Annotated in this window: 18 protein-coding genes, 2 pseudogenes and 1 riboswitch; of the genes and pseudogenes, 16 read left to right on the top strand and 4 right to left on the bottom strand. The window is 71.2% G+C overall.

Annotated features, from left to right (window positions below; translation table 11 throughout):
- Positions 1-22 precede the first annotated feature (22 nt).
- A complete protein-coding gene (locus tag IEY55_RS07280) occupies positions 23-475 on the bottom strand; it encodes a DUF4442 domain-containing protein (RefSeq protein WP_229686140.1) in 453 nt (150 codons plus the stop codon).
- Positions 476-643: 168 nt separating this feature from the next.
- Here IEY55_RS07280 and IEY55_RS07275 point away from each other — a divergent pair, with 168 nt between their 5' ends.
- The 4 genes from IEY55_RS07275 (at position 644) to IEY55_RS07260 (ending at position 6,041) form a co-directional block, all read left to right on the top strand.
- Positions 644-1,702, top strand: coding sequence for a metallophosphoesterase (locus tag IEY55_RS07275; RefSeq protein WP_189055230.1), 1,059 nt, complete (start codon positions 644-646; stop codon positions 1,700-1,702).
- Between the two features lie 252 nt (positions 1,703-1,954).
- Positions 1,955-2,038: riboswitch (ZMP/ZTP riboswitch) on the top strand.
- A 28-nt stretch (positions 2,039-2,066) separates the two neighbouring features.
- Positions 2,067-3,329, top strand: a complete 1,263-nt coding sequence (gene glyA, locus IEY55_RS07270; protein WP_189055229.1) for a serine hydroxymethyltransferase — start codon at positions 2,067-2,069, stop codon at positions 3,327-3,329.
- 490 nt (positions 3,330-3,819) lie between these two features.
- Positions 3,820-4,350 (top strand): MarR family winged helix-turn-helix transcriptional regulator, encoded by a 531-nt coding sequence (locus IEY55_RS07265; protein ID WP_189055228.1) that lies wholly within the window; start codon positions 3,820-3,822, stop codon positions 4,348-4,350.
- On the top strand, positions 4,350-6,041 hold the full coding sequence (locus tag IEY55_RS07260) for an MDR family MFS transporter (protein WP_189055227.1): 1,692 nt from the start codon (positions 4,350-4,352) through the stop codon (positions 6,039-6,041). The genes IEY55_RS07265 and IEY55_RS07260 overlap by 1 nt, the downstream gene beginning before the upstream one ends.
- A gap of 69 nt (positions 6,042-6,110) precedes the next feature.
- On the opposite strand, the gene IEY55_RS07255 is transcribed toward IEY55_RS07260, so the two are convergent.
- The 3 genes from IEY55_RS07255 to IEY55_RS07245 form a co-directional block, all read right to left on the bottom strand.
- Positions 6,111-6,605: an inorganic diphosphatase gene (locus IEY55_RS07255; RefSeq protein ID WP_189055225.1), complete on the bottom strand. Its 495-nt coding sequence runs from the start codon at positions 6,603-6,605 to the stop codon at positions 6,111-6,113.
- A 124-nt stretch (positions 6,606-6,729) separates the two neighbouring features.
- Positions 6,730-8,526: a hypothetical protein gene (locus IEY55_RS07250; protein WP_189055223.1), complete on the bottom strand. Its 1,797-nt coding sequence runs from the start codon at positions 8,524-8,526 to the stop codon at positions 6,730-6,732.
- A gap of 120 nt (positions 8,527-8,646) precedes the next feature.
- A complete protein-coding gene (locus IEY55_RS07245; RefSeq protein WP_189055221.1) occupies positions 8,647-9,147 on the bottom strand; it encodes a hypothetical protein in 501 nt (166 codons plus the stop codon).
- Between the two features lie 183 nt (positions 9,148-9,330).
- Between IEY55_RS07245 and dacB the strand changes: the two genes are divergently transcribed.
- The 12 genes and pseudogenes from dacB to IEY55_RS07185 all read left to right on the top strand — a co-directional run bounded on the left by dacB (position 9,331) and on the right by IEY55_RS07185 (position 22,703).
- Positions 9,331-10,863 (top strand): D-alanyl-D-alanine carboxypeptidase/D-alanyl-D-alanine endopeptidase, encoded by a 1,533-nt coding sequence (gene dacB, locus IEY55_RS07240; protein WP_189055219.1) that lies wholly within the window; start codon positions 9,331-9,333, stop codon positions 10,861-10,863.
- A 161-nt stretch (positions 10,864-11,024) separates the two neighbouring features.
- Entirely contained in the window at positions 11,025-12,086 is a 1,062-nt protein-coding gene (locus tag IEY55_RS07235) for an Rv3626c family coenzyme F420 biosynthesis-associated protein (RefSeq protein WP_189055217.1), read from the top strand.
- Between the two features lie 4 nt (positions 12,087-12,090).
- The gene (gene tilS, locus IEY55_RS07230; protein WP_189055215.1) at positions 12,091-13,077 is read left to right on the top strand and encodes a tRNA lysidine(34) synthetase TilS; all 987 of its coding nucleotides are present in this window, start codon (positions 12,091-12,093) and stop codon (positions 13,075-13,077) included.
- 52 nt (positions 13,078-13,129) lie between these two features.
- Positions 13,130-13,681 carry a hypoxanthine phosphoribosyltransferase gene (hpt, locus tag IEY55_RS07225; RefSeq protein WP_189055213.1) on the top strand — a complete coding sequence of 184 codons (552 nt, stop codon included), beginning with the start codon at positions 13,130-13,132 and terminating at the stop codon, positions 13,679-13,681.
- 841 nt (positions 13,682-14,522) lie between these two features.
- Positions 14,523-16,970 carry an ATP-dependent zinc metalloprotease FtsH gene (gene ftsH / locus IEY55_RS07220; RefSeq protein ID WP_189055211.1) on the top strand — a complete coding sequence of 816 codons (2,448 nt, stop codon included), beginning with the start codon at positions 14,523-14,525 and terminating at the stop codon, positions 16,968-16,970.
- Between the two features lie 42 nt (positions 16,971-17,012).
- A pseudogene (locus IEY55_RS07215) lies at positions 17,013-17,285 on the top strand (GTP cyclohydrolase I); the annotation flags it as partial.
- A 972-nt stretch (positions 17,286-18,257) separates the two neighbouring features.
- A pseudogene (gene folE / locus IEY55_RS07210) lies at positions 18,258-18,599 on the top strand (GTP cyclohydrolase I); the annotation flags it as partial.
- A gap of 42 nt (positions 18,600-18,641) precedes the next feature.
- Positions 18,642-19,445, top strand: a complete 804-nt coding sequence (gene folP / locus IEY55_RS07205; protein WP_189055209.1) for a dihydropteroate synthase — start codon at positions 18,642-18,644, stop codon at positions 19,443-19,445.
- The gene (gene folB, locus IEY55_RS07200) at positions 19,442-19,837 is read left to right on the top strand and encodes a dihydroneopterin aldolase (RefSeq protein ID WP_189055207.1); all 396 of its coding nucleotides are present in this window, start codon (positions 19,442-19,444) and stop codon (positions 19,835-19,837) included. Before folP ends, folB begins: the two co-directional genes overlap by 4 nt.
- Positions 19,838-19,890: 53 nt before the next feature.
- Positions 19,891-20,382 carry a 2-amino-4-hydroxy-6-hydroxymethyldihydropteridine diphosphokinase gene (gene folK / locus IEY55_RS07195; protein WP_189055205.1) on the top strand — a complete coding sequence of 164 codons (492 nt, stop codon included), beginning with the start codon at positions 19,891-19,893 and terminating at the stop codon, positions 20,380-20,382.
- 341 nt (positions 20,383-20,723) lie between these two features.
- The gene (locus tag IEY55_RS07190) at positions 20,724-21,194 is read left to right on the top strand and encodes a DUF3180 domain-containing protein (protein ID WP_189055203.1); all 471 of its coding nucleotides are present in this window, start codon (positions 20,724-20,726) and stop codon (positions 21,192-21,194) included.
- A 36-nt stretch (positions 21,195-21,230) separates the two neighbouring features.
- Positions 21,231-22,703: a DUF6779 domain-containing protein gene (locus tag IEY55_RS07185; protein WP_189055201.1), complete on the top strand. Its 1,473-nt coding sequence runs from the start codon at positions 21,231-21,233 to the stop codon at positions 22,701-22,703.
- Positions 22,704-23,086: the final 383 nt, after the last annotated feature.

Raw genomic sequence — 23,086 nt, 5'->3', positions numbered from 1 at the left:
CCCCCCCCCCCACGACCGGCGGTCACTTGTTCGGCTTGAGGGTCCAGACCACCGTCATCTCGCCCGTCACCACGCCGTCGGCGTTGCTGATGGTGACCTTGACCGGGAACTCCGGCCGCTCCCCGGCGTCCAGCTCGGCGACGACCTCCTCGACGGTGCGGCCGAGCACCGCCTCGGCAGTCAACCGGCCCAGCGCGAGCTTGCGGTAGTGGATCTCGGCGCGGGCGACCAGCGGGGTGGCCCGGCCCAGGTGCTCGCCGAACTCGGCCATGGCCACGGCGCCGGAGGCGGTCTCACCGGCGCCGAACATCATCGCGGCGTGCGGGCCACCGACGTGGTTGCGGGACTCCTCGTGGTCGGGCAGGGCCACGACGACGCGGCCGGGCTCGGCGACGAGGAACTCGATACCCACGGTCCGCACCCACGGCACCGCCTGCGCCATCAGGGCGCCGAGCTGCTTGTGGTCCATCTCCATGCCGCGGATGTTACTGACCGGTAGGTCCAATGGCGAGGACGCGCCCGTCCAGCCCTTGATCGTGAATTTTGTTCGCGTTCATCGTGTTGTGGTCGTCGCGTGGGCCACGGTTCCGGGCCGCTCGATAGACAGCCGCCGCACCCGAACACCCCACCTGGAGGCTGGCTCATGCAGCAGCGGCGGATCGAGCGACGGAAGGTTCTGGCCGGAGCGGTGGCGATGGCGGCGTTGGGCGCGCTGCCCCGCACCGCCTGGGCCGGGCCGGCGGTGCAGAAGTTCCCGATGCCCACCGGACGCGACCTGACGGTGCTCGTCACCGGGGATGCCGGCACCGGCGCCGAGGGCCAGTGGGCGGTCATGAAGGCGGCCAAGGAGATCTGCGCGAGAGAAGGCGTCTCGCTCGCGGTCGGCCTCGGCGACAACATCTACGAGGACGGCCCCGAGAGCCCGGACGACGACGAGTTCGACACCAAGTTCGAGCAACCCAACGACGGCGTCGACGTGCCGTGGCTGATGGTGCTCGGCAACCACGACTGCAGCGGCTTCATCCCCGGCAGCGGTGGACAACCCTCGCGCGGCGACCACGAGGTCGTCTATCACTCTCACTCGCGTCGTTGGTGGATGCCAGCCCGCTACTACTCGGTGCCGCTGCCACAGAAGGCGGCGAAGCCGGCCGTCGAGTTCTTCGCCCTGGACACGACACCCATCGCTTCCTATGTCATGCAAACGGATCCGTACTACTACTGGAACGGCCCCTTCATGCGTCAGCAGAAGGAATGGCTCAACCGCGCGCTAACCGAGTCGACGGCGACCTGGAAGGTCGTGCTCGCCCACCATCCCTTCCGCAACAACGGAAAGCACGGTAACGCGGGGGAGTACGACGGGATCACGGCGGGCGACTACGCGAGTGGCAAGCGACTTGCCGAGATGTACGAGGAGATCGTGGTGGGACGGGCCGACTTCATCCTCGCCGGTCATGACCACACCCTGCAGCTCCTCAACACCGCCCCGGACCTGAAGGGCACGGAGCAGGTCGTCTGCGGCGCGGCGGCAAAGCACGGGGACGGCAGCAGCAAGGTCACGAACAAGGCTTTCTGGCAAAACTTCTCCAGCCTGGGATTCATGACCATGAAGATTCGTGATCAGCAGGTCGTGCTCGACACCTACACGGTCGACCAGGCCACGGCAACGCCGAACCACGCCTACCGCAGGGTCCGCCAGCGCTGAGCCGGTCGAAGGCGGCAGGTCCCGCCAGGAAACGGCCTCCGGGCGGCCGTCGCGGTGGGATGCGGTCATGGGGCCCGAGCAAGAGGTTGCCGCAAGCGGGGGACGGCACCAGTGCTGCTGCCATCCCCCGCCTGTGGGCCCGACGGCCGAGATGACCAGATCGACCGGCGCCGCTCCGCTGTTCCGGCGGTTCATGATCGAAAAGTTCGGGTGTACCCGATGGGGCCCTGGCACCCGATCCCCTAGGATCAGGGACGCAGTCGCGACTGGCGTTTGGGTGGAAGTGACCACCGGGGAGCGATCGACGGGCCGGCACCGCGCGCCTGGGTGCTTCCGTCCAGACGATGACGCTCCGGGAGGACCCATGCACCAGCCGGCCGTTCCACACCTCGCCGACTCCGACCCCGAACTGGCCCAGCTCGTCGAGTCCGAAGCCGAACGCCAGTTCCACAAGATCCGCCTGATCCCGTCGGAGAACTACGTCTCCACCGCCGTGCTCGAGGCCACCGGCACCGTCCTGACGAACAAGTACTCCGAGGGCTATCCCGGCCGTCGGTACTACGAGGGCCAACAGCTCATCGACCCGATCGAGCGGTTGGCCGTCGACCGGGCCAAGACGTTGTTCGGGGTGGATCACGCCAATGTCCAGCCCTACTCGGGATCGCCCGCGAACCTCGCGATCTACCTGGCCTTCTGCCAGCCCGGCGACACCGTGATGGGCATGGCGTTGCCGATGGGCGGGCACCTCACCCACGGCTGGAACGTGTCGGCGACGGGGAAGTGGTTCCGTGCGGTGCAGTACGGGGTGCGCAAGGACACCGGCCGTGTCGACATGGACGAGGTACGCGACCTGGCCCGGGCAGAGCGTCCGAAGCTGATTTTCTGTGGTGGCACGGCAATTCCCCGCACCATCGACTTTCCAGCCTTCGCCGAGATCGCCCGTGAGATCGGGGCGGTCCTGGTCGCCGACATCGCGCACATCGCCGGCCTGATCGCCGGCGGCGCGCATCCCTCGCCCGTCGGCCACGCGCAGGTCATCTCCACCACCACGCACAAGACCCTGCGCGGGCCGCGCGGCGCGATGCTGATGTCCGACGCCGAACACGCGAAGGCGGTGGACAAGGCCGTGTTCCCCGGCCTGCAGGGCGGTCCGCACAACCACACGACCGCGGCCATCGCGGTCACCCTGAAGGAAGCGAACACCGAGCAGTTCCGCACCTACGCGCACAACATCGTGGCCAACGCCCGCGCTTTGGCCGAGGCGCTCGTGGAACGCGGCTACGACCTGGTGTCCGGCGGGACCGACAACCACCTGATTCTCGTTGACCTGACGAACAAGGGAATCGGTGGCAAGCCGGCCGCACGGGCACTGGACCGCGCCGGCATCGAGCTGAACTACAACACGGTGCCGTTCGACCCGCGCAAGCCCTTCGACCCGTCCGGGATCCGGCTCGGCACCCCGGCGATCACCACGCGCGGGCTCGGTGTGGAGCAGATGCCGCAGATCGCGGAGTGGATCGACCGCGCCGTCCGTGCCGCCGACGAGGGCGACGGCGACGCGCTCGACCGGATCGCGGCCGAGGTGCGCGAGCTGCTGGTCAACTACCCCATGCCCGGCTGGGCCTGACGGCGTCACCCAGGTGCGGCCCGTAGTAGGGCACCAGTCGCCCTCGAGCCGATGGAGGGAAAGGTCCGCGCCGCTTCGTATCGCCTCTGTGCTCTAGACAGCCCCCGCCCGCCCTGGGTCTGCGCAGCCCATGGCAAGCCTACTGAGCTGCGGAAATGCAAAGCAAGAACAAGATCGCGGGCTGTGGACAACTTCGGGGCCTGTGGATGAGGGCGGAGGGATACGTGATTTGCGTGCTTCCGGAGCTTTGTCACGTTGGGTGATCGCACTCGGGCAATGCGGGGGACTTCCGGGGGCGACACGGCCGAAAAATCCAGTGGCTCTCGATCGGGTGGCCGTGGAAGTCTGTGACGCGGCGTAAGCGCCGATGGGGGTTCACTGCACTGTCCGGGCGAGGTAGCTCACAGTTGTTCAAGTTGCGTCGACCAACTAAATGCTTGCATGCTTGTATCAGCCAAGTAATTGGGTGCTGCACGCAATGGGAGTGTTCATGAGTCAGGCGAACGCGGCGGTCAGTCCGCCCACCGAGCCCGAGCTGGCCGTCGCCGACGCGATCGGCATGGAGCTGGTCCGGCTCATGCGGCTCATGGCCTGCGCGCACGCGCAGATCGCCAAGGCCAACCCCGACGGGCTGGAGAAGGCGGGCTACATCCTGCTCTCCACGTTGATCGAGTCCGGCCCGCTGCGGCTGGGGGAGCTCGCCGAGAAGGTGTACGTGGACGCCTCCACCGCCAGCCGCCAGGTCGCCGACCTGGTCAAGGCCGGGCTGGTGGAGCGACAGGCCGACCCGGCCGACGGCCGCGCCAGCCTGCTGGCCCTCACCGCCGCCGGTCGCGAGCTGCTGGAGCACAGCCGCCACCGCCGCAGCGAGCACATCGCCCGGATGGTCGCGACCTGGCCGGCAGCGGACCGCCTGGAGCTGGCCCGACTCCTCGCCCGCTTCACCGGCGCCTACGAGGAGTACCTACCGAGCCTGATCACCGAGCTGATGGAAGACATCCGCTCCGGAGGGGAGAACTGATGGGGGAGACCGCAGCGTCGACCGACCGCTCGGAGGGCGGTGAGAACGGCCTCACACACCGGCAGATCGTGACCATCCTGTCCGGGCTCATGCTCGGCATGCTGCTGGCCGCGCTCGACCAGACGATCGTCAGCGCCGCGATGCGCACCATCGCCGACCAGCTGCACGGCCAGACCGAACAGGCGTGGGCCACCACCGCCTACCTGATCACGGCGACGATCTCCACCCCGCTCTACGGCAAGCTCTCCGACATCTACGGGCGCAAGCCGTTCTATCTCGCCTCGATCTCGATCTTCCTGATCGGCTCGCTGCTGTGCGGGGTGGCCGGCTCGATGTACGAGCTCGCCGGGGCGCGCGCCGTGCAGGGCCTGGGTGCCGGTGGCCTGATGTCGCTGGCGTTCGCGATCATGGGCGACCTGATCCCGCCCCGCGAGCGCGGCCGCTACCAGGGCTACTTCATGGCCGTGTTCGGCTCCGCCAGCGTGCTCGGCCCGGTCGTCGGCGGCTTCTTCGCCGGCATGGACACGGTCCTGGGCTTCGCCGGCTGGCGCTGGGTCTTCCTGATCAACCTGCCGATCGGGATCATCGCGTTGTTCGTGGTCAGCAGGGTCCTCAACGTGCCGCACCAGCGGGTCGACCACCGGGTGGACTACCTGGGCGCGGCCACCCTCACCCTGGGCATGGTTCCGCTGCTGATCCTGGCCGAGCAGGGCCGGGAGTGGGGTTGGCTGTCAAACCGCTCGCTGACGATGGCCGCGATCGGCGTGGTGGGCCTGGTCCTGTTCGTCTGGGCGGAGCGCCGGATGGGCGACGAGGCGGTGCTGCCGCCGCGCCTGTTCCGCAACGGCGTGTTCCGGCTGGGCAACCTGCTCAACTTCATCGTCGGCATCGGCATGTTCGGCGGGCTGCTCTCGCTGCCGCTCTACCTGCAGATCGTCAAGGGCGCGACGCCGACCGAGTCCGGTCTGCTCATGGTCCCGCTCACCATCGGCATCATGCTGTCCACGGGCATCAGCGGCGTCATGATCTCCCGGACCGGCCGGTACCGGATCTTCCCGATCCTGGGCACCGGCGGCATGCTAGTCGCGCTGCTCATGTTCAGCCGGATCGGCGTCGACACCCCCGTGTGGCAAACCGGCCTGGTCATGGTGCTGATGGGGGCCGGCCTCGGCCTGTGCATGCAGACCCTGATCATGGCGATCCAGAACGCCGTCGACCCGCGCGACATGGGCGTGGCCACCTCCTCGGCCACGTTCTTCCGGCAGACCGGCGGCACCGTGGGCGTGGCGTTGTTCATGTCGATCCTGTTCGGCGTGGTCGGCGACCGGATCACCGCGGCCTTCCGCGACGCGATCCCCACCCAGGCGTTCCAGCAGGCGTTGCACGACCCGACCGTTCTGGCCAACCCGGCGAACAAGCCGGTGCTGGACATGCTCCAGGGTGGTGACGGCGGTGGCCCGTCCCTGGACGACACCTCGTTCCTGTTGCACCTCGACGAACGGCTCGCCCGGCCGTTCCTGGAGGGCTTCTCCAGCGCGATGGACACCGTGTTCCTCACCGGTGCGGTGGTGATGGTCGTTGGGTTCGCGCTGGTCTGGTTCCTCAAGGAGGTGCCGCTGGCCACCAAGTCCGCTGTGCAGCGGGTCGCCGAGGAGAACAGCAGGGCGGCGGCGCCGGTCGCCGGTGAGTGAGCCGTCACGCACCAAACACCAACGAGGGGCGCGCCCGCCGGGCGCGCCCCTCGTCGCGAGCCGGACGCCTCAGTGCTCGGGGCCGGCCGCCTTCAGTCGATCGTATGAGCGCTTGATCTCGGCCTCGGCCTCGGTCCGGCCGACCCAGGTCGCGCCCTCCACGCTCTTGCCCGGCTCCAGGTCCTTGTAGACCTCGAAGAAGTGCTGAATCTCCAGCTTGTGGAACTCCGGGAGGTGGTGGATGTCGCGCAGGTGCTCGGTCCGCGGGTCCTCGGCCGGCACGCAGAGGACCTTGTCGTCCCCGCCCTTCTCGTCGGTCATGCGGAACATGCCGATCGCCCGGCACCGGATTAGACAGCCCGGGAACGTCGGCTCCTGCACCAGGACCAGCGCGTCCAGCGGGTCGCCGTCCTCACCGAGCGTGTTCTCCACGAACCCGTAGTCGGCCGGGTACTGGGTCGCGGTGAACAGGGTCCGGTCGAGACGGATGCGCCCCGTCTCGTGGTCCATCTCGTACTTGTTCCGCTCCCCCTTGGGGATCTCGATCGTGACGTCGAACTCCACCGGATTCCCTCGCTATCAGCAGTTGGCGCGCGGCCGACCCCGGTCACGGCCTGCCACGTCGTCACTAGTGTGGACTAAGCGTGCCGGTGGGCCCGTACCCGAGCGGCCTGGACCGTGCCCCACGTCACGCCGATACGGCGAGTAACCCGACTGTCTGAGGAGGACCGTGTTGTCCCGACCGGATGACCCGCGCGAGCAGGATGCCCCAGCCGAGCGCACGCCGCCCGGCGAGGGCACCGCGCCGGAGGGTCGCGACCGGGACCGGGCGGACTCCACGCCGGACGTAGCCGGGGACACCACGGAGAACACCGGCGGCGACACGGGCGAGGACGCGGGCGAGCCGGCATGGCCCGGCCCGGACACCCATGCCTCGCCGGAGCAGCCGGACGAGTCGGGCGCTTCCGAACAGGATGAGCGCTCCGCCGACCAGGAGTCGGGCAAGACCAGCTCCGGCAACGGTGACAGCGCTGACAGTAGTGACAACGCTGACAGCAGTGACAACGCTGAGCCGCAAGCCCGCGCCGAGAACTGCGGTACCACCGACGCCGATGGCGAGGACGCTGGTAGCTCCGAGGAAGCCGCGGAGGCGGAAAAGGCTGGCGTGCAGGCGCAACGCGCTGGCGAGGGGACCGTGCGCATCCAGGGCCCGGCCCCTGCGTGGCCGCCAGCCGACCAGCCGCACGCGGCCGACACCGCGGCCGGCGAGGAAGCCGAGCCTGCCGAACCGCAGGTGACGGAGCCGGAGGAACCGGCCGACGAGGAACCGGTCGTCGACCGGGAACACGGCGTCGACGCGGAGCAGTCGGCCGATGAGCCCGAATGGCCGACAGCACCCTCGGCGCCGGACGACACGGTCGAGCCGGTCACGTCGGGAGAGGATCGGAGCCACCCGGAACCGGATCTCGAGCAACCGCCGGTGGCCGAGGAGCAGGCCGCCCCTGGAGAAGAGGACCAAGGCGAGTCCGAGGAGCCACGGTGGCCCGAGCGGGCGGACACCGCGCCGGCACCACAGGGCGAACCGGACCAGCCGCAGTGGCCCACGGCGGAAGAGCCCTCCGCAGAGCCGTCCGGAGAGACGACCGCGCAAGCCCCTGCGACGACGCGGGAGGAGACGACCGAGCGGCCCGCTCCCGTGACGTCGGGGGCTGGGGAGCCCGCGGCGGCGCCGGCGCTGCTTCCGTGGCCACCACCTCCGGAGCAGCACGAAGAGGCGCAGCACGAAGAGCCGGCGGCCGAACCGGACCAGCCCGCCGCCGAGCGCACGCAGCCGGCTCGCCCGGAAGCCGATGTCCCGCCCACCGAGCAGGCACAACCCGAGCAACCGCAGTCGACCACACACGTCGAACAGGCGTCGACTGAGCGTCCGGGGCCAGCCGAAGGACAGCCGCGTGCGGCCGAGCCTGGGGAGGGCCAGCCGCAGCCGAGTGAGACCACACAGCCCGACACGGCCCTGCCCCGCCCGGGGCAGGCGTGGTCGGACCGGTGGCGACCGGGTCAACCGTGGGAAGGCCCACCGCAGACCTGGGAAAGCCAGTCCCAGAGCGGTTATCCGCAGGTAGAGCAGGCGCCGACGGACCAGCGGCGGCAGGGGCAACCTCGAGCGGACGAGCCGCGGGCCGATCGTCCCGAGACAGGTCCCACGCAGCCGCCCCATCCGGAAGTAGCGGAGCCCTCGGCAGGCGAGGCCCGGCCGGAACAGCCGGACGTCGCGCAACCGAAGCCGGCAGCCCCGCACCCGGGGCAGGCACCCACGGATCAGCCATGGCCGGGCCAGCCGCACCCGGAGCAGCCCGGCCCCACCCGTCCACGACCGGTCTCTCCCCAGGTGGATCAGGCCCCTGGCCAGCCGCCGGCGGCGTCGGCCGGGCAGGTTCCGGCGGACCAGCCGCGTGCGGACCACCCCCGGGCGGACCAGCCACACCTGGCCGGACCCGAGGTGGCGCCGCCACAGCCACCTCGACCCGAGGATGCGCAACCGCGGCCGGGGCAAGCAGCGGCCGGGCAGCCGCGTCCGGCTTCGCCGCCCGCCGGGCGGGCGCCGTCAGAACCACGACGGCCAGAAGCTGGTGCGGAGTACCGCGCTGCCCAGCCCGAGGTGGGTTGGCCGCGGCCGGAGCAGCCAGCCGCCCCCCCGGCGCAGGCTCCCGCGGACCAGGCGCAACCCGATCCGCGCCAGCCGGGCCAGCCACGCCCCGCTCCGCCGCAGCCACCCCGGTGGGAGAGCGGGCCCCAGCCGCCTCGTCCGGAGGCTGCGCAGCCCGCCCCGGCTCCGCAGGTAGGGCAGGCACCGTCGGAGCAGCAGCCCGACCAGCCCGTGGCAGGCCAGCCACCGCCGGCACGCCCGGACGCGGCCCCGCCGCGACCGGTTTCTCCGCAGGCGGGGCAGGCCCCACCGAGCCAGGCGCAACCGGACCAGGCCGGCCAGCCACGTCAAGACCAGCCCCAGGCCGGACCGCCGCATGCGACTCAGGCCCGCCCGCCGCATCCGCCCGCCGCTGCGGGCCAGCCCCCCGCGCGCCCGCCTCAGGCTGGGCCGCCGCACCGGGGCCAGCAGGCGTGGCCGGGCGCGCAGCGGCCCGGGCAGTCACCGCACCAGCCGGCCCCGCCGGTCGGGCCGCCGCACGCCGACGCCCAGGCCACGATGCGGATGACCCGCCCCGCCCCACCGCAACCGCAGCAACCACCACATCCGCAGGGCCAGTTCCCATCGCCCACCCCGCCACAGGTGCAGCAGGGACCGGCGCCGGCGGACCAGGCCATGGCGCCGGCGCCCACCGCATCCACGCCCGGCGAGCAGGTCGAAGCGACCCGCGCGGCCGACGCGACCGAGCCCGAGGCAGGCCAGGAACCGCAGCCCGCCCTGCGCCGCAGGCGGCGCCGGATCCTGATCGGCTCGGCCGTCGCGGTGGTGGCGGTTGTCGGCGTGACCGGCGGGCTGTACGGCACCCCGCTGGCGAGCAAGCTCGGCCTGGCCGGTCCCACCACCCAGGCACCGTCCCCGCCGCAGAGCCCGCAGGCCGCACTGCGCCCGGTGGGGGCCGACGGGCCCGCTCCCACCCCGCAGGGCGTGGCGGCCGCGCTCCAGCAGGTGCTGGCCAACCCCGCCCTGGGCACCCTCACCGGCCGGATCGTCGACCCCGCCACCGGCCAGGTGCTGTGGGAACGCGACGCGGGCAGGCCCATGACACCCGCGTCGTCCAACAAGATCATCACAGCCGCGGCCGCGCTGCTCGCGCTCGACCCGAACTCCCGGCTCACGACGAAGGTGGTCGAAGGGCCCGAGCCGGGCACGATCGTGCTCGTGGGTGGCGGTGACCCGACCCTCAGCCTGCAACCGGACGGGAAGGAGTCCGTCTACCCGGGCGCGGCGAAGCTGCAGGACCTGGTCAACAAGGTCAAGGCCGCCGGTGTCCCGGTTCGCAAGGTGCTCGTCGACACCAGCCGGTACACCGCCGACAACTGGCTCTCCAGCTGGGAGAAGTCCGACATCGTCGGCGGCGACATCACCTATGTCGCGCCGGTGATGCTCGACGGCGGTCGCGAGGACGCGACCAACCCCGAGTCCCGGCGCACCGACCGGCCGGCCGTCTCCGCGGGCCGGCACCTCGCCCAGGCGCTCGATGCCGACCTCAACTCGGTCGCGGCCGGCAAGGCCCCGGCCAACTCCAAGGTGATCGCCGAGGTCCGGTCACCGAGCATCCAGCAGCTCGTCGACAACGCGTTGCTCATCTCCGACAACGTGCTCGCCGAGACCCTGGCCCGCGAGGTGGCCAGGGCCAAGGGCAAGGAGCCATCCTTCTCCGGCGCCCGGCAGGCGGTGCAGGAGGTGTTGAGCCAGAACGGTTTCGACCTCACCGGCTGGACCATGGCCGACGGCAGCGGGCTGTCCACCGAGAACAAGGTTCCGGCCAGGCTGCTGTCCGACATCCTCGCGGTCGCGGCCGCACCCGACGGTTCGGCCCGAGCCGACCAGCGCACACCCAAGCTGCGCCCCCTGCTCACCGGGCTGCCGGTGGCCGGCGGCAGCGGCACCCTCGCCGGTCGCTACCAGAACGGCAACAGCGCACAGGGCAAGGGCTGGGTCCGCGCCAAGACCGGCACCCTCACCAAGGTCAACAGCCTCAGCGGAATCGTCCTGGACGCGGACAACCGGCTGCTCGCCTTCTCGCTGCTATCCAACGGCTCCGACATGGAACCGGGGCGCGCCGCGCTCGACGCCGTCGCGGCCACGCTGCGCGAGTGCGGCTGCCAACGCTGACGCACGCAGGGTCCCCGGAGACACCAGAGGCCATGCCGTCCCAGGGTCCCGCCGGAGGAGCTGCCGGGCGCGCGGCGCGAGCACCCCACGCCGGTTCCGGCTGACAAGAAGGGATCTGACGTACGTCGCGCCGCATCCCCGCGACGGGTAGCTTCCATGGTGTGAACGCGGGGTCGGCTGCCCGAGCACTCCCCCCGGTCGACGGGCACGCCCCAGTCGACTGGGGTATCGCCGCGTCGACCGCGCAGCGGCTGATCCGACCCGGGCCCACGGTGCCCAGGCAGGAGGCGGACGGCGCGGTCCGGCAGCTGCGCGAGATGTCCGTCGTCGCCGAGGGCCACGTCCGCGAGCTCACCGGCCTCGGCGCCGATCTTCCACTGCTGCCCGGAGACGTCGTCGACCGCCCCGGCTGGGTGCAGGCCGCGGCCGCCGGCCTGTCCGCCCTGACCGGAACCGCCGGGGCCGACGGACGCCGCGGCGTACTCGCCGGCACCGCCGGCGTCCAGGCCGGTGTCGTCCTCGCCTACCTCGGCAGCCGCGTGCTGGGCCAGTACGACCCCTTCGGCGGTGCGAACGGCACCGGCCGGCTGCTCCTGGTCGCGCCCAACGTGGTGGGCGCCCAGCGCGTCCTGGACGTGTCGCCCGACGATTTCCGGATGTGGGTCTGCCTGCACGAAGCCACCCACCGGCTGCAGTTCACCGCCGTGCCGTGGCTGCGCGACCACTTCGCCGCGGAGGTCCGGACCCTGCTGGCGACCATGGACGAGTCCACCGCCAACCTGCTCAGCCGGCTGCCCGCGGCCCTGCGCACCGCCCGGCGGCGCGAGCGCAACGGCACCCCGGTGGCACTGGTCGAACTGCTGCAGGCCCCCGAACAACGCGCGGTCCTGGACCGCCTGATCGCGCTGTCCACCCTCCTGGAGGGCCACGCCGACCACGTCATGGACGCCGTCGGCCCTTCGGTGGTCCCCAGCGTCACCACCATCCGCGCCCGCTTCACCGCGCGGCGCCGCGGCGGCAACCTCGCCGACCGCATCCTGCGTGCCCTTCTCGGCGTCGACGCGAAGGTCCGCCAGTACGCCCACGGCGCGGCGTTCACCCGCCACGTCGTGGACACCGTGGGCATGGCGGGCTTCAACGCCGTGTGGACCGACCCGGACCACCTGCCGACCCGGGACGAGATCGCCGATCCCGCGGCCTGGGTGCGCCGGGTGCACGGTTAGGGCCGTGGCCGGACCGCACCCCGCCGTCGCGGCCGTCCGCACGGCCCTGAGCCGGTTGCTCGACGAGGCCGAACCCGCCGGCCACCTGACCACCGGCGCGGTGGCCGTGGCCTGCTCCGGAGGCGCGGACTCCCTCGCGCTCGCGGCCGCCGCGACACACGTCGCACGCCACCGCCGGCTCACCGTGCACGGGCTGGTCGTCGACCACCGCCTGCAACCCGGCTCCGCGGAGGTCGCCGCGCGCACCGCCACCCAACTCCGGGCACTCGGCTTCGACTCGGTGCGGGTGATCGAGGTCGAGGTCACCGGACCCGGAGGCATCGAGGCCGCCGCCCGTCGCGCCCGCTACGCCGCCCTGGACGGCGCCCGCCCACCAGGCGCCCTGGTCCTGCTCGGGCACACCCTCGACGACCAGGCCGAGACCGTCCTCCTGGGCCTGGGCCGCGGCTCCGGTCCGCGCTCAGTGGCCGGCATGCGCCCACTCGACCCACCGTGGGCGCGGCCCCTGCTGGGCCTGCGCCGCGAGACGACCACCGCGGCCTGCGCCGCCCTCGGGCTGCGGCCCTGGGTCGATCCGCACAACGCCGACCCGCGCTTCACCCGGGTCCGGCTCCGCACCGAGGTACTGCCGTTGCTGGAGGAGGTCCTGCGGGGCGGGGTCGCCGAGGCACTCGCCCGCACCGCGGCCCAACTCCGCGAGGACTGCGACGCACTCGACCGGCTCGCCACGGACCTGACCGAGCGGGTGCGGGTGGACGAGGAGTTGGACGCGGCCGCCCTCGGCGCCGCGCCGGCCGCTCTCCGGCGCCGGGTCCTCCGCCGCTGGCTGGGTTTCCGCGGGGTGAGTGGGTTGACAGACCATCACCTGCGCAGGATCGACGCATTGATGGGAAGCTGGCGTGGTCAGGGGGGCGTGGCGCTACCCGGCGGCTTGGTGGTGCGGCGTACGCATGGCAGGCTGCAGGTGGACCGTCCGCAGCATCGTGGCTGAGCCAGGCGGGGCCGCCTGGAGCGCCAGACCAGGAGAGAGGGGAAGCCCCGCCGTGTACGAGGGCGACATCGCCTCCGTGCTCATCAGCGAGCAGCAGATCAGGGACAAGGTCGACGAGCTCGCCCAGCAGGTGGCCGCCGACTACCCGGCCGGCGAACGCAGCTCGGACCTGCTGCTGGTGGGCGTCCTCAAGGGCGCCGTGATGTTCATGACCGACTTCGCCAGGGCGCTGCCGCTGCCCACCCAGCTGGAGTTCATGGCGGTCAGCTCCTACGGCTCGGCCACCTCCTCCTCGGGCGTGGTGCGCATCCTCAAGGACCTCGACCGCGACATCGCCGGCCGCGACGTACTGATCGTCGAGGACATCATCGACTCCGGGCTCACCCTGTCCTGGCTGTTGAAGAACCTCGCCTCCCGCCGGCCCGCCTCGCTGGAGGTGTGCACGCTGCTGCGCAAGCCGGACGCAGTGCGGGTCGACGTGCCGGTGAAGTACGTGGGCTTCGACATCCCGAACGACTTCGTCGTCGGCTACGGCCTGGACTACGCCGAGCGGTACCGCGACCTGCCCTACATCGGCACCCTGGATCCCAGGGTCTACTCCTGATCCGGTGGTAGCGGGCGGCATGCGCTGGCCCGCGCCCCGCGCCCTGAGGGCAGTGCCGCTCACCGAGCGATCAGACAGGCTGGGAGCGTCGGTGTTTCCGTACATCATCGGCGACTGGTTGATCTTGGTTCGACGTTGGGTCAGTGGCAGCGCCCTGATGGTGGGCGGCGGTGCGTCGAGCACCCGCTGCGGTCGGCGCCACGGCGAGTCAGATCGCGAGCGGGGACGGCCGGCGTCGCTACTCGGCAGATGTCCGCCACCGTCGGCCGCCGCGAACCCGCCCGGTCCGATCACGCCGCCGGCAGAGGCCGACGGGCGCTTCGTCCGTAGCGCTGACCGCGCTCGGGAGGAAGCCGCCGGGCTGGGCGCGGATCTGCGGCGCGGTCGGCGACCCCGGCCCTGCTGTCGAACTGATCGAGGCGAACCTCGGCCGAGGTGAGGTCTTGACAGGCCGCCCGGTCACCGGGTGAAAGTAGGACTGGCGAGGCTCGGTGTCACTCGGTCGGCGATGAGGCTCATCACCCCGCCGCGGCACGGGTCAGTGATCCAAATCACCCAGCTGTCCGCGTGAGTGCTCACACCCGGTGGTGGAACGGTGACCCACCGCCGGACGAACCCACGCCACCGCTCACTCCGGGAACACTGGCACCATCACACCCGTTGCGGTGAGGGAACGGGTCCGTACCCGCTCCCGCGCCGGAAGCCGCTGGAGCGGTCAACGGACCGCGTCCCGGGCGGTACGCTGGTCGAATCGGAGAGCCACCGCCCGTGAAGGGGGCGGAGCCCCGTCGCCCGACATGCAAGTCAGGGAGGGTCGAGGCCGCCAGTCGGCCGCAGTTGGATGGACCGCAAGCGCCTGCTCCGCAACCCGCTGATCTGGATTCTCGCGGTGTTGCTCCTCTACATGTCGTTCAGCTACCTGTTCGACGACACCCGCGGCTACAAGCAGGTGTCGACGTCGACGGCACTCACGCAGCTGGTGGACGGCAATGTCAAGGAGGCGACCCTCGAGGACAAGGAGCAGCGGCTCCGGCTCACCCTGAACAAACCGGTCGACGGCAGCGACCTGCTCATCACCCAGTACCCGGCCGGCGCCACCGACCAGGTCTTCCAGTCCCTGAACAACGCCAAGAACATGGACAAGGGCTGGAACACCAAGGTCACCCAGGAATCCCTGATCTTCCAGATCCTGATCTACCTGATCCCGCTCGGCCTGCTCCTGCTGCTGCTCATGTGGATGATGAACAACGTCCAGGGCGGCGGGAACCGGGTACTCAACTTCGGCAAGTCCAAGGCGAAACAGCTCACCAAGGACATGCCCAAGACCACCTTCACCGACGTCGCCGGTGCCGAGGAGGCGGTCGAGGAGCTCTACGAGATCAAGGACTTCCTGTCCAACCCGGGCCGTTACCAGGCACTGGGCGCCAAGATCCCCAAGGGCGTGCTGCTGTACGGCCCGCCCGGCACCGGTAAGACGCTGCTGGCGCGCGCGGTGGCCGGCGAGGCCGGCGTGCCCTTCTACTCGATCTCCGGCTCCGACTTCGTCGAGATGTTCGTCGGTGTCGGTGCCTCCCGGGTGCGCGACCTGTTCGAGCAGGCCAAGCAGAACGCGCCCTGCATCGTCTTCGTCGACGAGATCGACGCCGTGGGCCGGCACCGCGGCGCCGGCCTCGGCGGCGGCCACGACGAGCGCGAGCAGACGCTGAACCAGCTGCTCGTGGAGATGGACGGCTTCGACTCCCGTGGCGGCATCATCCTCATCGCCGCCACCAACCGGCCCGACATCCTCGACCCGGCGCTGCTGCGTCCCGGTCGCTTCGACCGGCAGATCCCGGTGGCCGCCCCCGACCTGCGCGGCCGCAAGGCGATCCTGCAGGTGCACAGCAAGGGCAAGCCGCTGGGCGGCGACGTCGACCTGGACTCGCTGGCCAAGCGCACCGTCGGCATGTCCGGCGCCGACCTGGCCAACGTCATCAACGAGGCCGCGCTGCTGACCGCCCGGCAGAACGGGCAGCTCATCACCGCCGCCGCGCTGGAGGAGTCGGTCGACCGCGTGATCGGCGGCCCGGCCCGCAAGAGCCGGGTGATCTCCGAGCACGAGAAGAAGATCACCGCCTACCACGAGGCCGGCCACGCGCTGGCCGCCTGGGCGATGCCCGACGTAGAGCCGGTCTACAAGGTCACGATCCTGCCCCGCGGCCGCACCGGCGGGCACGCGCTCGTCGTCCCCGAGGACGACAAGCAGCTGATGACCCGCTCGGAGATGATCGCGCGGTTGGTGTTCGCCCTCGGCGGGCGCGCCGCCGAGGAGCTGGTCTTCCACGAGCCGACCACCGGCGCGTCCTCCGACATCGAGCAGGCCACCAAGATCGCCCGCGCGATGGTGACCGAGTACGGCATGAGCGCCCGGCTGGGTGCGGTGAAGTACGGCGAGCAGGAGGGCGAGCCGTTCCTCGGCCGCGCCATGGCGCACGCGCCGAACTACTCGCTGGAGGTCGCCCACGAGATCGACGAGGAGGTGCGCAAGCTCATCGAGGCCGCGCACACCGAGGCGTGGGAGATCCTCAACACCTACCGGACCCAGCTCGACGCGCTCACCTTCGAGCTGATCGAGAAGGAGACCCTGCAGCGCAGGGACCTCGAGCGCCTGTTCTCCGACGTGGAGAAGCGGCCGCGGATCACGTTGTTCAACGACTTCGGTGGTCGCACGCCGTCGGACCAGCCGCCCATCAAGACACCGGCCGAGCTGGCCGCCGAGCGCGGCGAGCCGTGGCCGCCGGTGCTCGAGGAGGAGCCGGAGCCGAGCCCGGTCGGCGCGCCCCCGGGTGGCCACGAGCTGCCCTCGCCGCAGGCCAGCGCACCCGCGCCCGCCCCGGCGGGGCCCAACGGCACCAACCCGCACCTGCCGTCCCCGGCGGGCGCACCGGCACCGTCGCCGGACGGGCCCTACGGCGGCGACGGGAACCAGCCCGCGCCGTATCCCCCGGGCAACCAGCCGGCGCCCCACCCCGGTGGAGGCCAGCCGGCGCCGTACCCGACCGGGAACCAGCCGAGCCCGCCCGGCCCGCCCTACTACGGTGCGCCGCCCGGGTGGACGCCGGCGACCTCCCCGTCGGGCGGCGGTGAGTGGCCGCCGAAGTCGTGGAACGAGGGATGGAACCCGGTGCCCTCCGGGCAGGACCAGCAGCGGGGCGAGCAGCCGCAGCAGCAACAGCAGCGGCCGAACCCGCAGCCGGAGGCCGACCCCACCCGACGCATCGACACCGAGTCGTGGGACGGTGGCCGCTGAGCCCGGCTGTCCGTACCTGCGGAGGCAGCATTGAGCAACACCATGGCGAACGGTCCTGCCGGCGGCGCTCACCAGCGCCGCCGGCAGGCGTTTGACCAGGCGCGTGCCGAGGCCGCGGTGCGGGAACTGCTGCTGGCCTGCGGCGAGGACCCCGACCGCGAGGGCCTGCGCGACACCCCGGCCCGGGTCGCGCGCGCCTACCGCGAACTGTTCGCCGGTCTCTACACCGACCCCGACACCGTTCTCAACCGGACTTTCGACGAAAGCCACGAAGAATTGGTGTTGGTCACCGAAATTCCGATGTATTCGACCTGCGTGCCCAGCGAGCAGACGGTGAACGTCGTCGGCGGTGCCAAGCAGGCCCGGGAGGTTGTGGTCGGTGACCGGCTCTGGACCCTCGTCGAGGGCCGGGTCGAGGAGACCGAGGTGGTTCGGATCAGCTCTCGCGAGACTCGTGAGCTGGTCGAGGTGACCACGGAACACGGGAGTTTCGTCGTCACGCCGGACCACCCGTTGGCCACCCCCGAAGGGTGGATGGAGGCCAAGGACGTCGAGGACACCTTCATCGAATGGACACACCCGAGGAAGCTCTGTCGTGACCGGTGGCGACCGCGGTCCACCGGCTACTACTACGGGTACTTCATCGGAGCGATGTGCTCCTACGGCACGGTGGGGGACCGCTACATCTCGTTGGTGGTGAACGACCACCTCTTCGCGAAGAAGTTCGCTGAATCCGTCTGGCAGGCGTTCGGAGCCGACGCACAGATCGAGTACGTGGAGCACTCCTCCGGCTATACGAAGCGATCGACTCCGGACTACCGGGTTCGGGTCGTGTCCTCGTACCTGGCGGACCTGATGCGGCAATACGTGGGTGGCGACGCCCACCACACGCGGCAGCGCTTCCCCCGCGTCGTGCTCAACAACATCGCCATCTTCACGGGCTTCCTGGATGGCTACGTCGACGGGGACGGGTGCCGTTCCAGGACTGCGGACGGCAGCACTCTGGTCAGCGCCAATGTTCCTTTCCTCGAGGAGCTGGCCCAGATCGTGGGCACCCGGTTCTCGCCGCGGACCGACACCGCATCACACCTCTACGTCGCCGACAGTTGGTTCCGTCGGCACGGGTTCCCGCAGGAGTCGCACCGTACAGACCTGATCGAGTCCGAATGGGTACGTGTGCGGTCTGTATGCCCAATCGAGGCGGTGGGTGCAGAACCCTGTACGGTTTACAGTTTTAAATGTGAGCCGCATCCAACATTTCTAATTGCTGGACATCTGACGCACAATTGTGAACATCATTTGTTGCCATTTCATGGTGTTGCGCATATTGGGTATATTCCGAATGAGCACGGTCGGGTGACCGGGCTTTCCAAACTGGCCAGGCTGGTGGACCTCTATGCCAAGCGGCCGCAGGTGCAGGAGCGGCTGACCTCGCAGATCGCCGACGCCCTGGTCCGCAAGCTCGACCCGCGCGGTGTCATCGTCGTCGTGGAGGCCGAGCATCTGTGCATGGGAATGCGCGGCGTCCGCAAGGCCGGCTCCCGCACGGTCACCTCCGCGGTCCGCGGCTTGATGCGTTCCTCCCCGACGACCCGCGCGGAAGCTCTCGAACTGATCAGGCGGCGGTGATAAGTGCATCCGTTGTTGCCCCGGCCGGGCCGTTGCGTGGTGATGGGGGTCGTGAACGTCACCCCCGACTCGTTCTCGGATGGCGGTCGCTACCTGGTGCGTGAGGACGCCGTGCGGCACGGCGCGGAGATGCACCGCCGCGGCGCCGATCTCGTCGATGTCGGCGGGGAGTCCACCCGGCCGGGCGCGGAGCGGGTCGCGGCCCAGGTGGAGATCTCCCGGGTGGCGCCGGTGATCCGCGAGTTGGTGACCGAGGGCGTGCCGGTCAGCGTAGACACGATGCGTGCCGAGGTCGCCGAGGCCGCGCTGGCCGCGGGTGCGACCGTGGTCAACGACGTCTCGGGTGGCCTGGCCGACGAGCGGATGGCGCGCGTGGTGGCCGAGGCCGGCGTGCCGTGGATCCTCATGCACTGGCGCGGGCACAGCCGGGAGATGGACCAGCTCGCCCGCTACACCGACGTCGTCACCGAGGTGCGCGACGAGCTGCGCGCCCGGGTGGACACGGCGCTGGCGTCCGGGGTCGCGCCCGAGGCGATCGTGCTGGACCCGGGGCTCGGCTTCGCCAAGACCGCCGAGCACAACTGGCGGCTCCTGCATCGGCTCGACGTGTTCGCGGGGATGGGTTTCCCGGTGCTGGTCGGTGCTTCTCGTAAGCGGTTCCTCGGCTCGCTGCTGGCCGGTAGCGACGGAAAGCCGCGCCCGCCGGACGGCCGGGAGATCGCGACGGCGGCGGTGTCGGCGCTCGCCGCGGCGGCCGGAGCCTGGGGTGTGCGGGTGCACGACGTGGGTGCGTCGCTGGACGCGGTGGCCGTGGCGCACGCGTGGGGAGGGCGGCTGACGACATGACCGACCGGATCACGCTCACCGGGCTGCGGGTGCGCGGGCACCACGGGGTGTTCGAGCACGAGAGGCGGGACGGCCAGGACTTCGTCGTCGACATCGTGGTCTGGATCGACCTGGACAAGGCGGCGGCCACCGACGACCTCACGCAGACGCTGCACTACGGAGAGCTGGCCGAGCGTGCCGCCGCGATCGTGGGCGGGGAGCCGTGCGACCTTCTCGAGACGGTCGCCGGCCGGGTGGCCGAGGAGGTGATGACCGACGGCCGGGTGCACGCCGTCGAGGTCACCATCCACAAGCCGTCGGCCCCGATCCCGCTCGACTTCGCCGACGTCGCGGTCACGATCCGCAAGTCGCGGCGCGGGGGGCGCGGTCGCGGCGCCGCGGCCCGGGACTGACGTCACAGGGCGCCCGGCCGACCCGATCAGCTTGCCGGTGCAACTATTGGGGTATGTCCCGTGCGGTGCTGTCCCTCGGCTCGAACCTCGGTGACCGGCTCGGCTACCTCCAGCTCGCCGTCGACGGGCTGGGCGACACCGTGGTGGCGATCTCCGCGGTCTACGAGACGGCGCCCTGGGGCGTCACGGACCAGGACGACTTCCTCAACGCGGTGGTCATCGTCTTCGACGACGCCGTTGACGCATGGGGATGGCTGGAGCGGGCCCAGGAACTGGAACGGGCCGCGGAGCGTCGGCGCACCATCAGGTGGGGGCCGCGCACGCTCGATGTGGATGTCGTGACGGTTGACGGTGTCACCTCGGATCACCCCGACCTGCTGCTGCCGCATCCGGGCACACCGAACCGCGCGACCGTGCTGGTGCCGTGGCACGACATCGAGCCGGACGCCGTTCTACCCGGCCACGGGCCGATCGCGGAGTTGCTGGAGAAGGTCAGCACCGAGGGCGTGCATCGCCGCGACGACCTCGCGCTTCGCGTGCGCTGAACGCGGCGGGTGCCCGGCGGTACTGATGTGGGCGTCACCGGGTTCCTCCCAGCGGAAATTCTGTTTACGAAAGGACTGGCGAACCAGCCCTGCCGACTCGAGTTGGGCTCCGCCTGGCCCGGCGGTGCAGCCCAGGCGCCCATCCGTACGGGGCGTTGTTCGCCGCCGAGCCGCCGACCCTGGGGTCGCCCGTCCGGCATCACTTCCTGATCTCGACCGGTGACACAACGGCACGGCGGCGCAGCGTGCCCCGCCACGTCGGCGAGGATGAGGAACATGGTTGGGGATCGGCGAGATTTTCCAGGAAGGCGGGCGGGGCAGGTCCGCGGACGGGGGCGCGTGTGAGGTTCACCAGGGTGCGGGACCTCGTGGGGGTCGCGCTGGTGGCGGGCATGGTGGTGCACCTGCTGGTACGCCAGTCCTACGGCTCGCTGCCGGCGTTGCCGGCGCTCGCCGGGTTCACCTTGCTCGTGCTCGCCGTTGTCGAGACCGTCCTCGGTTTTGCGTTGCGCGCCCGGATCCACCGGAAGCCGGGGACGCGGCCGGTGCAACCGCTCACGGCCGCCCGCGCGGTGGCGCTGGCGAAGGCGTCGTCCCTGCTGGGCGCGATCATGACCGGGGTCTGGGTCGGTGTGCTCGGCTACGTGCTCCCACAACGGGACGAGCTCGCGGCCGCGGCGAGCGACACCACCGCCGCGATCATCGGTGGGGTGTCGGCATTGTTGCTGGTCGGCGCGGCTTTGTGGCTGGAGTACTGCTGCCGCACACCGGATGGCGGCGCCGAGTCCGAGTCCCCGAACGGACGCGACTAGGTCTCGAACCGATAACCCCCAGGTACGGTAGGGGCCATGAGCGGCCCCGGCTCGACGACCCCTGAGCACAGCGGCCGTGGCGCCGGTTTGGTGTGGCTGGTCGTGTTGGTACTGGCTGTGGGCGCCACGGCCGTTCTAGTCCTGAGTGACGACGCGCGCCTGCTGCGGCTGGGTCTGGTCGCGGCGTTGTGGTCCGGACTGGTCGCCGCGTTCATCGCCGCACGGTATCGCCGTGAGGTGACCGAGCGGGTGGAGAACGAGGCCGAGCTGCGTGAGGTGTACGAGCTCGAGCTGGAACGCGAGGTCGCCGCTCGCCGCGAGTACGAGCTGGAGATCGAGTCCGAGACCCGACGCAAGGTCGAGGAGGAGGCACGCGAGGACCTCGCCGCGCTGCGGGCCGAGCTGCGCACGTTGCGGGAGAACCTGGAGGCCCTGCTCGGCGGCGAGGTGCTGGTGGAGCGGGTCGCGCTGCGCGCGGAGTCGACCCGGATGCGCTCGCTGTCGGACCAGTCCAGGGTGCTCACGGTCGGCGACGACCGGATCGTGCCGGCCAGCGAGCGACGGGGGCTGACGGCCGGCAAGGGCGTGACCGCGGAGGTGAGCCCGGAGGAGGTCACCCAGCTGCTGGTGCCCAACGGCCGGCACCCGCGCCGGACCGAGCCGGTCAAGCGGCCCGAGCCCAAGCGCCCGGAACAGCGCGGCGCCGAGCCGAAGCGGCCGGAACAGGAGCGGCAGCGACAGCAGGTGCGCCGGGAGCCGGTGCGGGCGGCACAGACCACCGCGATGCGGCGGGAGCCACCCAAGCCCGCGGGACCGCCACGCCCGCCGCATGGTCCGGCACCGCAGGGCCCGGCATCGCCGGTACCCAAGCCGCAGGCCAAGGCAAAGCCCGAACAGCGGACCCAGGTGCTGCGGCCGGAACCGGCGCGCACCGAGGTGATCCGGGCCGAGCGGTCCGGCCCGGCGGAGCAGCCGCGGCAGGATGCGCCGCGTCGCGACGCCCCGCGGCGGGAGCCGGTGAGCGTCCGGCCCGGGGGCCCGAACCGGGGCGAGCCCCCGCGCCCGGGGGAGCGTCCGCAGCCCGGGCCACCGCGCGGATCGGCGCAGCGGCGCGAGCCGGGCGAGGCGAACCCGGAGATGCCCCCGGAGAGCGGGCACGGGCCCGAGCCGGGGCGTGCGGCGGTTCGCCGGCCGATGGCCGAGCCGCGGACCGAGATGGTGCCCCAGCCCGGGGAGCCGGCCCGGCCGGCGGGTAGTGAGCAGCCGCACCGCAACACCGCGAACGAGGCCCGGACCCAGTTGCCCGGTCCCGGTGGCGGACGCCGACACCTGCGGGACGACGAGGACGGGAACTGGTCGTCGGGGCCGGACTGGGAGGACCAGGCGGAGCCGGCCGAGCCGGAGGAGGGCTCGGGAGCGCACGCCTCGGGCCTGTCGGTTGCCGAGCTGCTGGCAGCGCACGGGGGTGGCGGCGACTCACCGCGCCGCCGTCGACGCCGCGACGACTGAGAGCGGATCATTCCTTCGTTCGCCCGAACTCCGCTTAGTACGCCGGGTGCTCCCAGCGCGACAGCGGGGAACGTGGTGCGTCTTCGGCGGAACGGTTGCGGTACCGGGGCGTAGGAAGGATGCGATCCGTCCGCTACCTGAGCGGTCGCCGGGCACCGTGATCTTCGGGTGGAGCTGGGTTCGTCTGTGCGGGGAACAACGCGCCGATCGCCCGCGAGCGCTTCTTCATGTCCGGCGGAGCGCCGCTGTTCGGTTCTGGCAGCCGCCGATCGGGGGCTCAGCCGCGCGGATGGCTTGGGGGACGCTCGGACGACAACATCGGTGTGAGCGAAGGATGCCGATGGCAACGATGGGTTGGCAAATCGCCAACCATCCCGCTGGTT

This window comes from Longimycelium tulufanense (assembly GCF_014645795.1).
Lineage (GTDB): Bacteria > Actinomycetota > Actinomycetes > Mycobacteriales > Pseudonocardiaceae > Longimycelium > Longimycelium tulufanense.
This window is presented reverse-complemented; position numbering and strand designations above follow the sequence as displayed.

Bases quoted from the DNA above. Each gene is read 5' to 3' on its own strand.
- folK (WP_189055205.1), top strand. From the start codon at position 19,891: ATGTCCCGTGCGGTGCTGTCCCTCGGCTCGAACCTCGGTGACCGGCTC.
- IEY55_RS07260 (WP_189055227.1), top strand. From the start codon at position 4,350: ATGGGGGAGACCGCAGCGTCGACCGACCGCTCGGAGGGCGGTGAGAAC.
- IEY55_RS07280 (WP_229686140.1), bottom strand. From the start codon at position 475: ATGGAGATGGACCACAAGCAGCTCGGCGCCCTGATGGCGCAGGCGGTG.
- IEY55_RS07265 (WP_189055228.1), top strand. From the start codon at position 3,820: ATGAGTCAGGCGAACGCGGCGGTCAGTCCGCCCACCGAGCCCGAGCTG.
- IEY55_RS07275 (WP_189055230.1), top strand. From the start codon at position 644: ATGCAGCAGCGGCGGATCGAGCGACGGAAGGTTCTGGCCGGAGCGGTG.
- glyA (WP_189055229.1), top strand. From the start codon at position 2,067: ATGCACCAGCCGGCCGTTCCACACCTCGCCGACTCCGACCCCGAACTG.
- folP (WP_189055209.1), top strand. From the start codon at position 18,642: ATGGGGGTCGTGAACGTCACCCCCGACTCGTTCTCGGATGGCGGTCGC.
- folB (WP_189055207.1), top strand. From the start codon at position 19,442: ATGACCGACCGGATCACGCTCACCGGGCTGCGGGTGCGCGGGCACCAC.
- IEY55_RS07185 (WP_189055201.1), top strand. From the start codon at position 21,231: ATGAGCGGCCCCGGCTCGACGACCCCTGAGCACAGCGGCCGTGGCGCC.
- ftsH (WP_189055211.1), top strand. From the start codon at position 14,523: ATGGACCGCAAGCGCCTGCTCCGCAACCCGCTGATCTGGATTCTCGCG.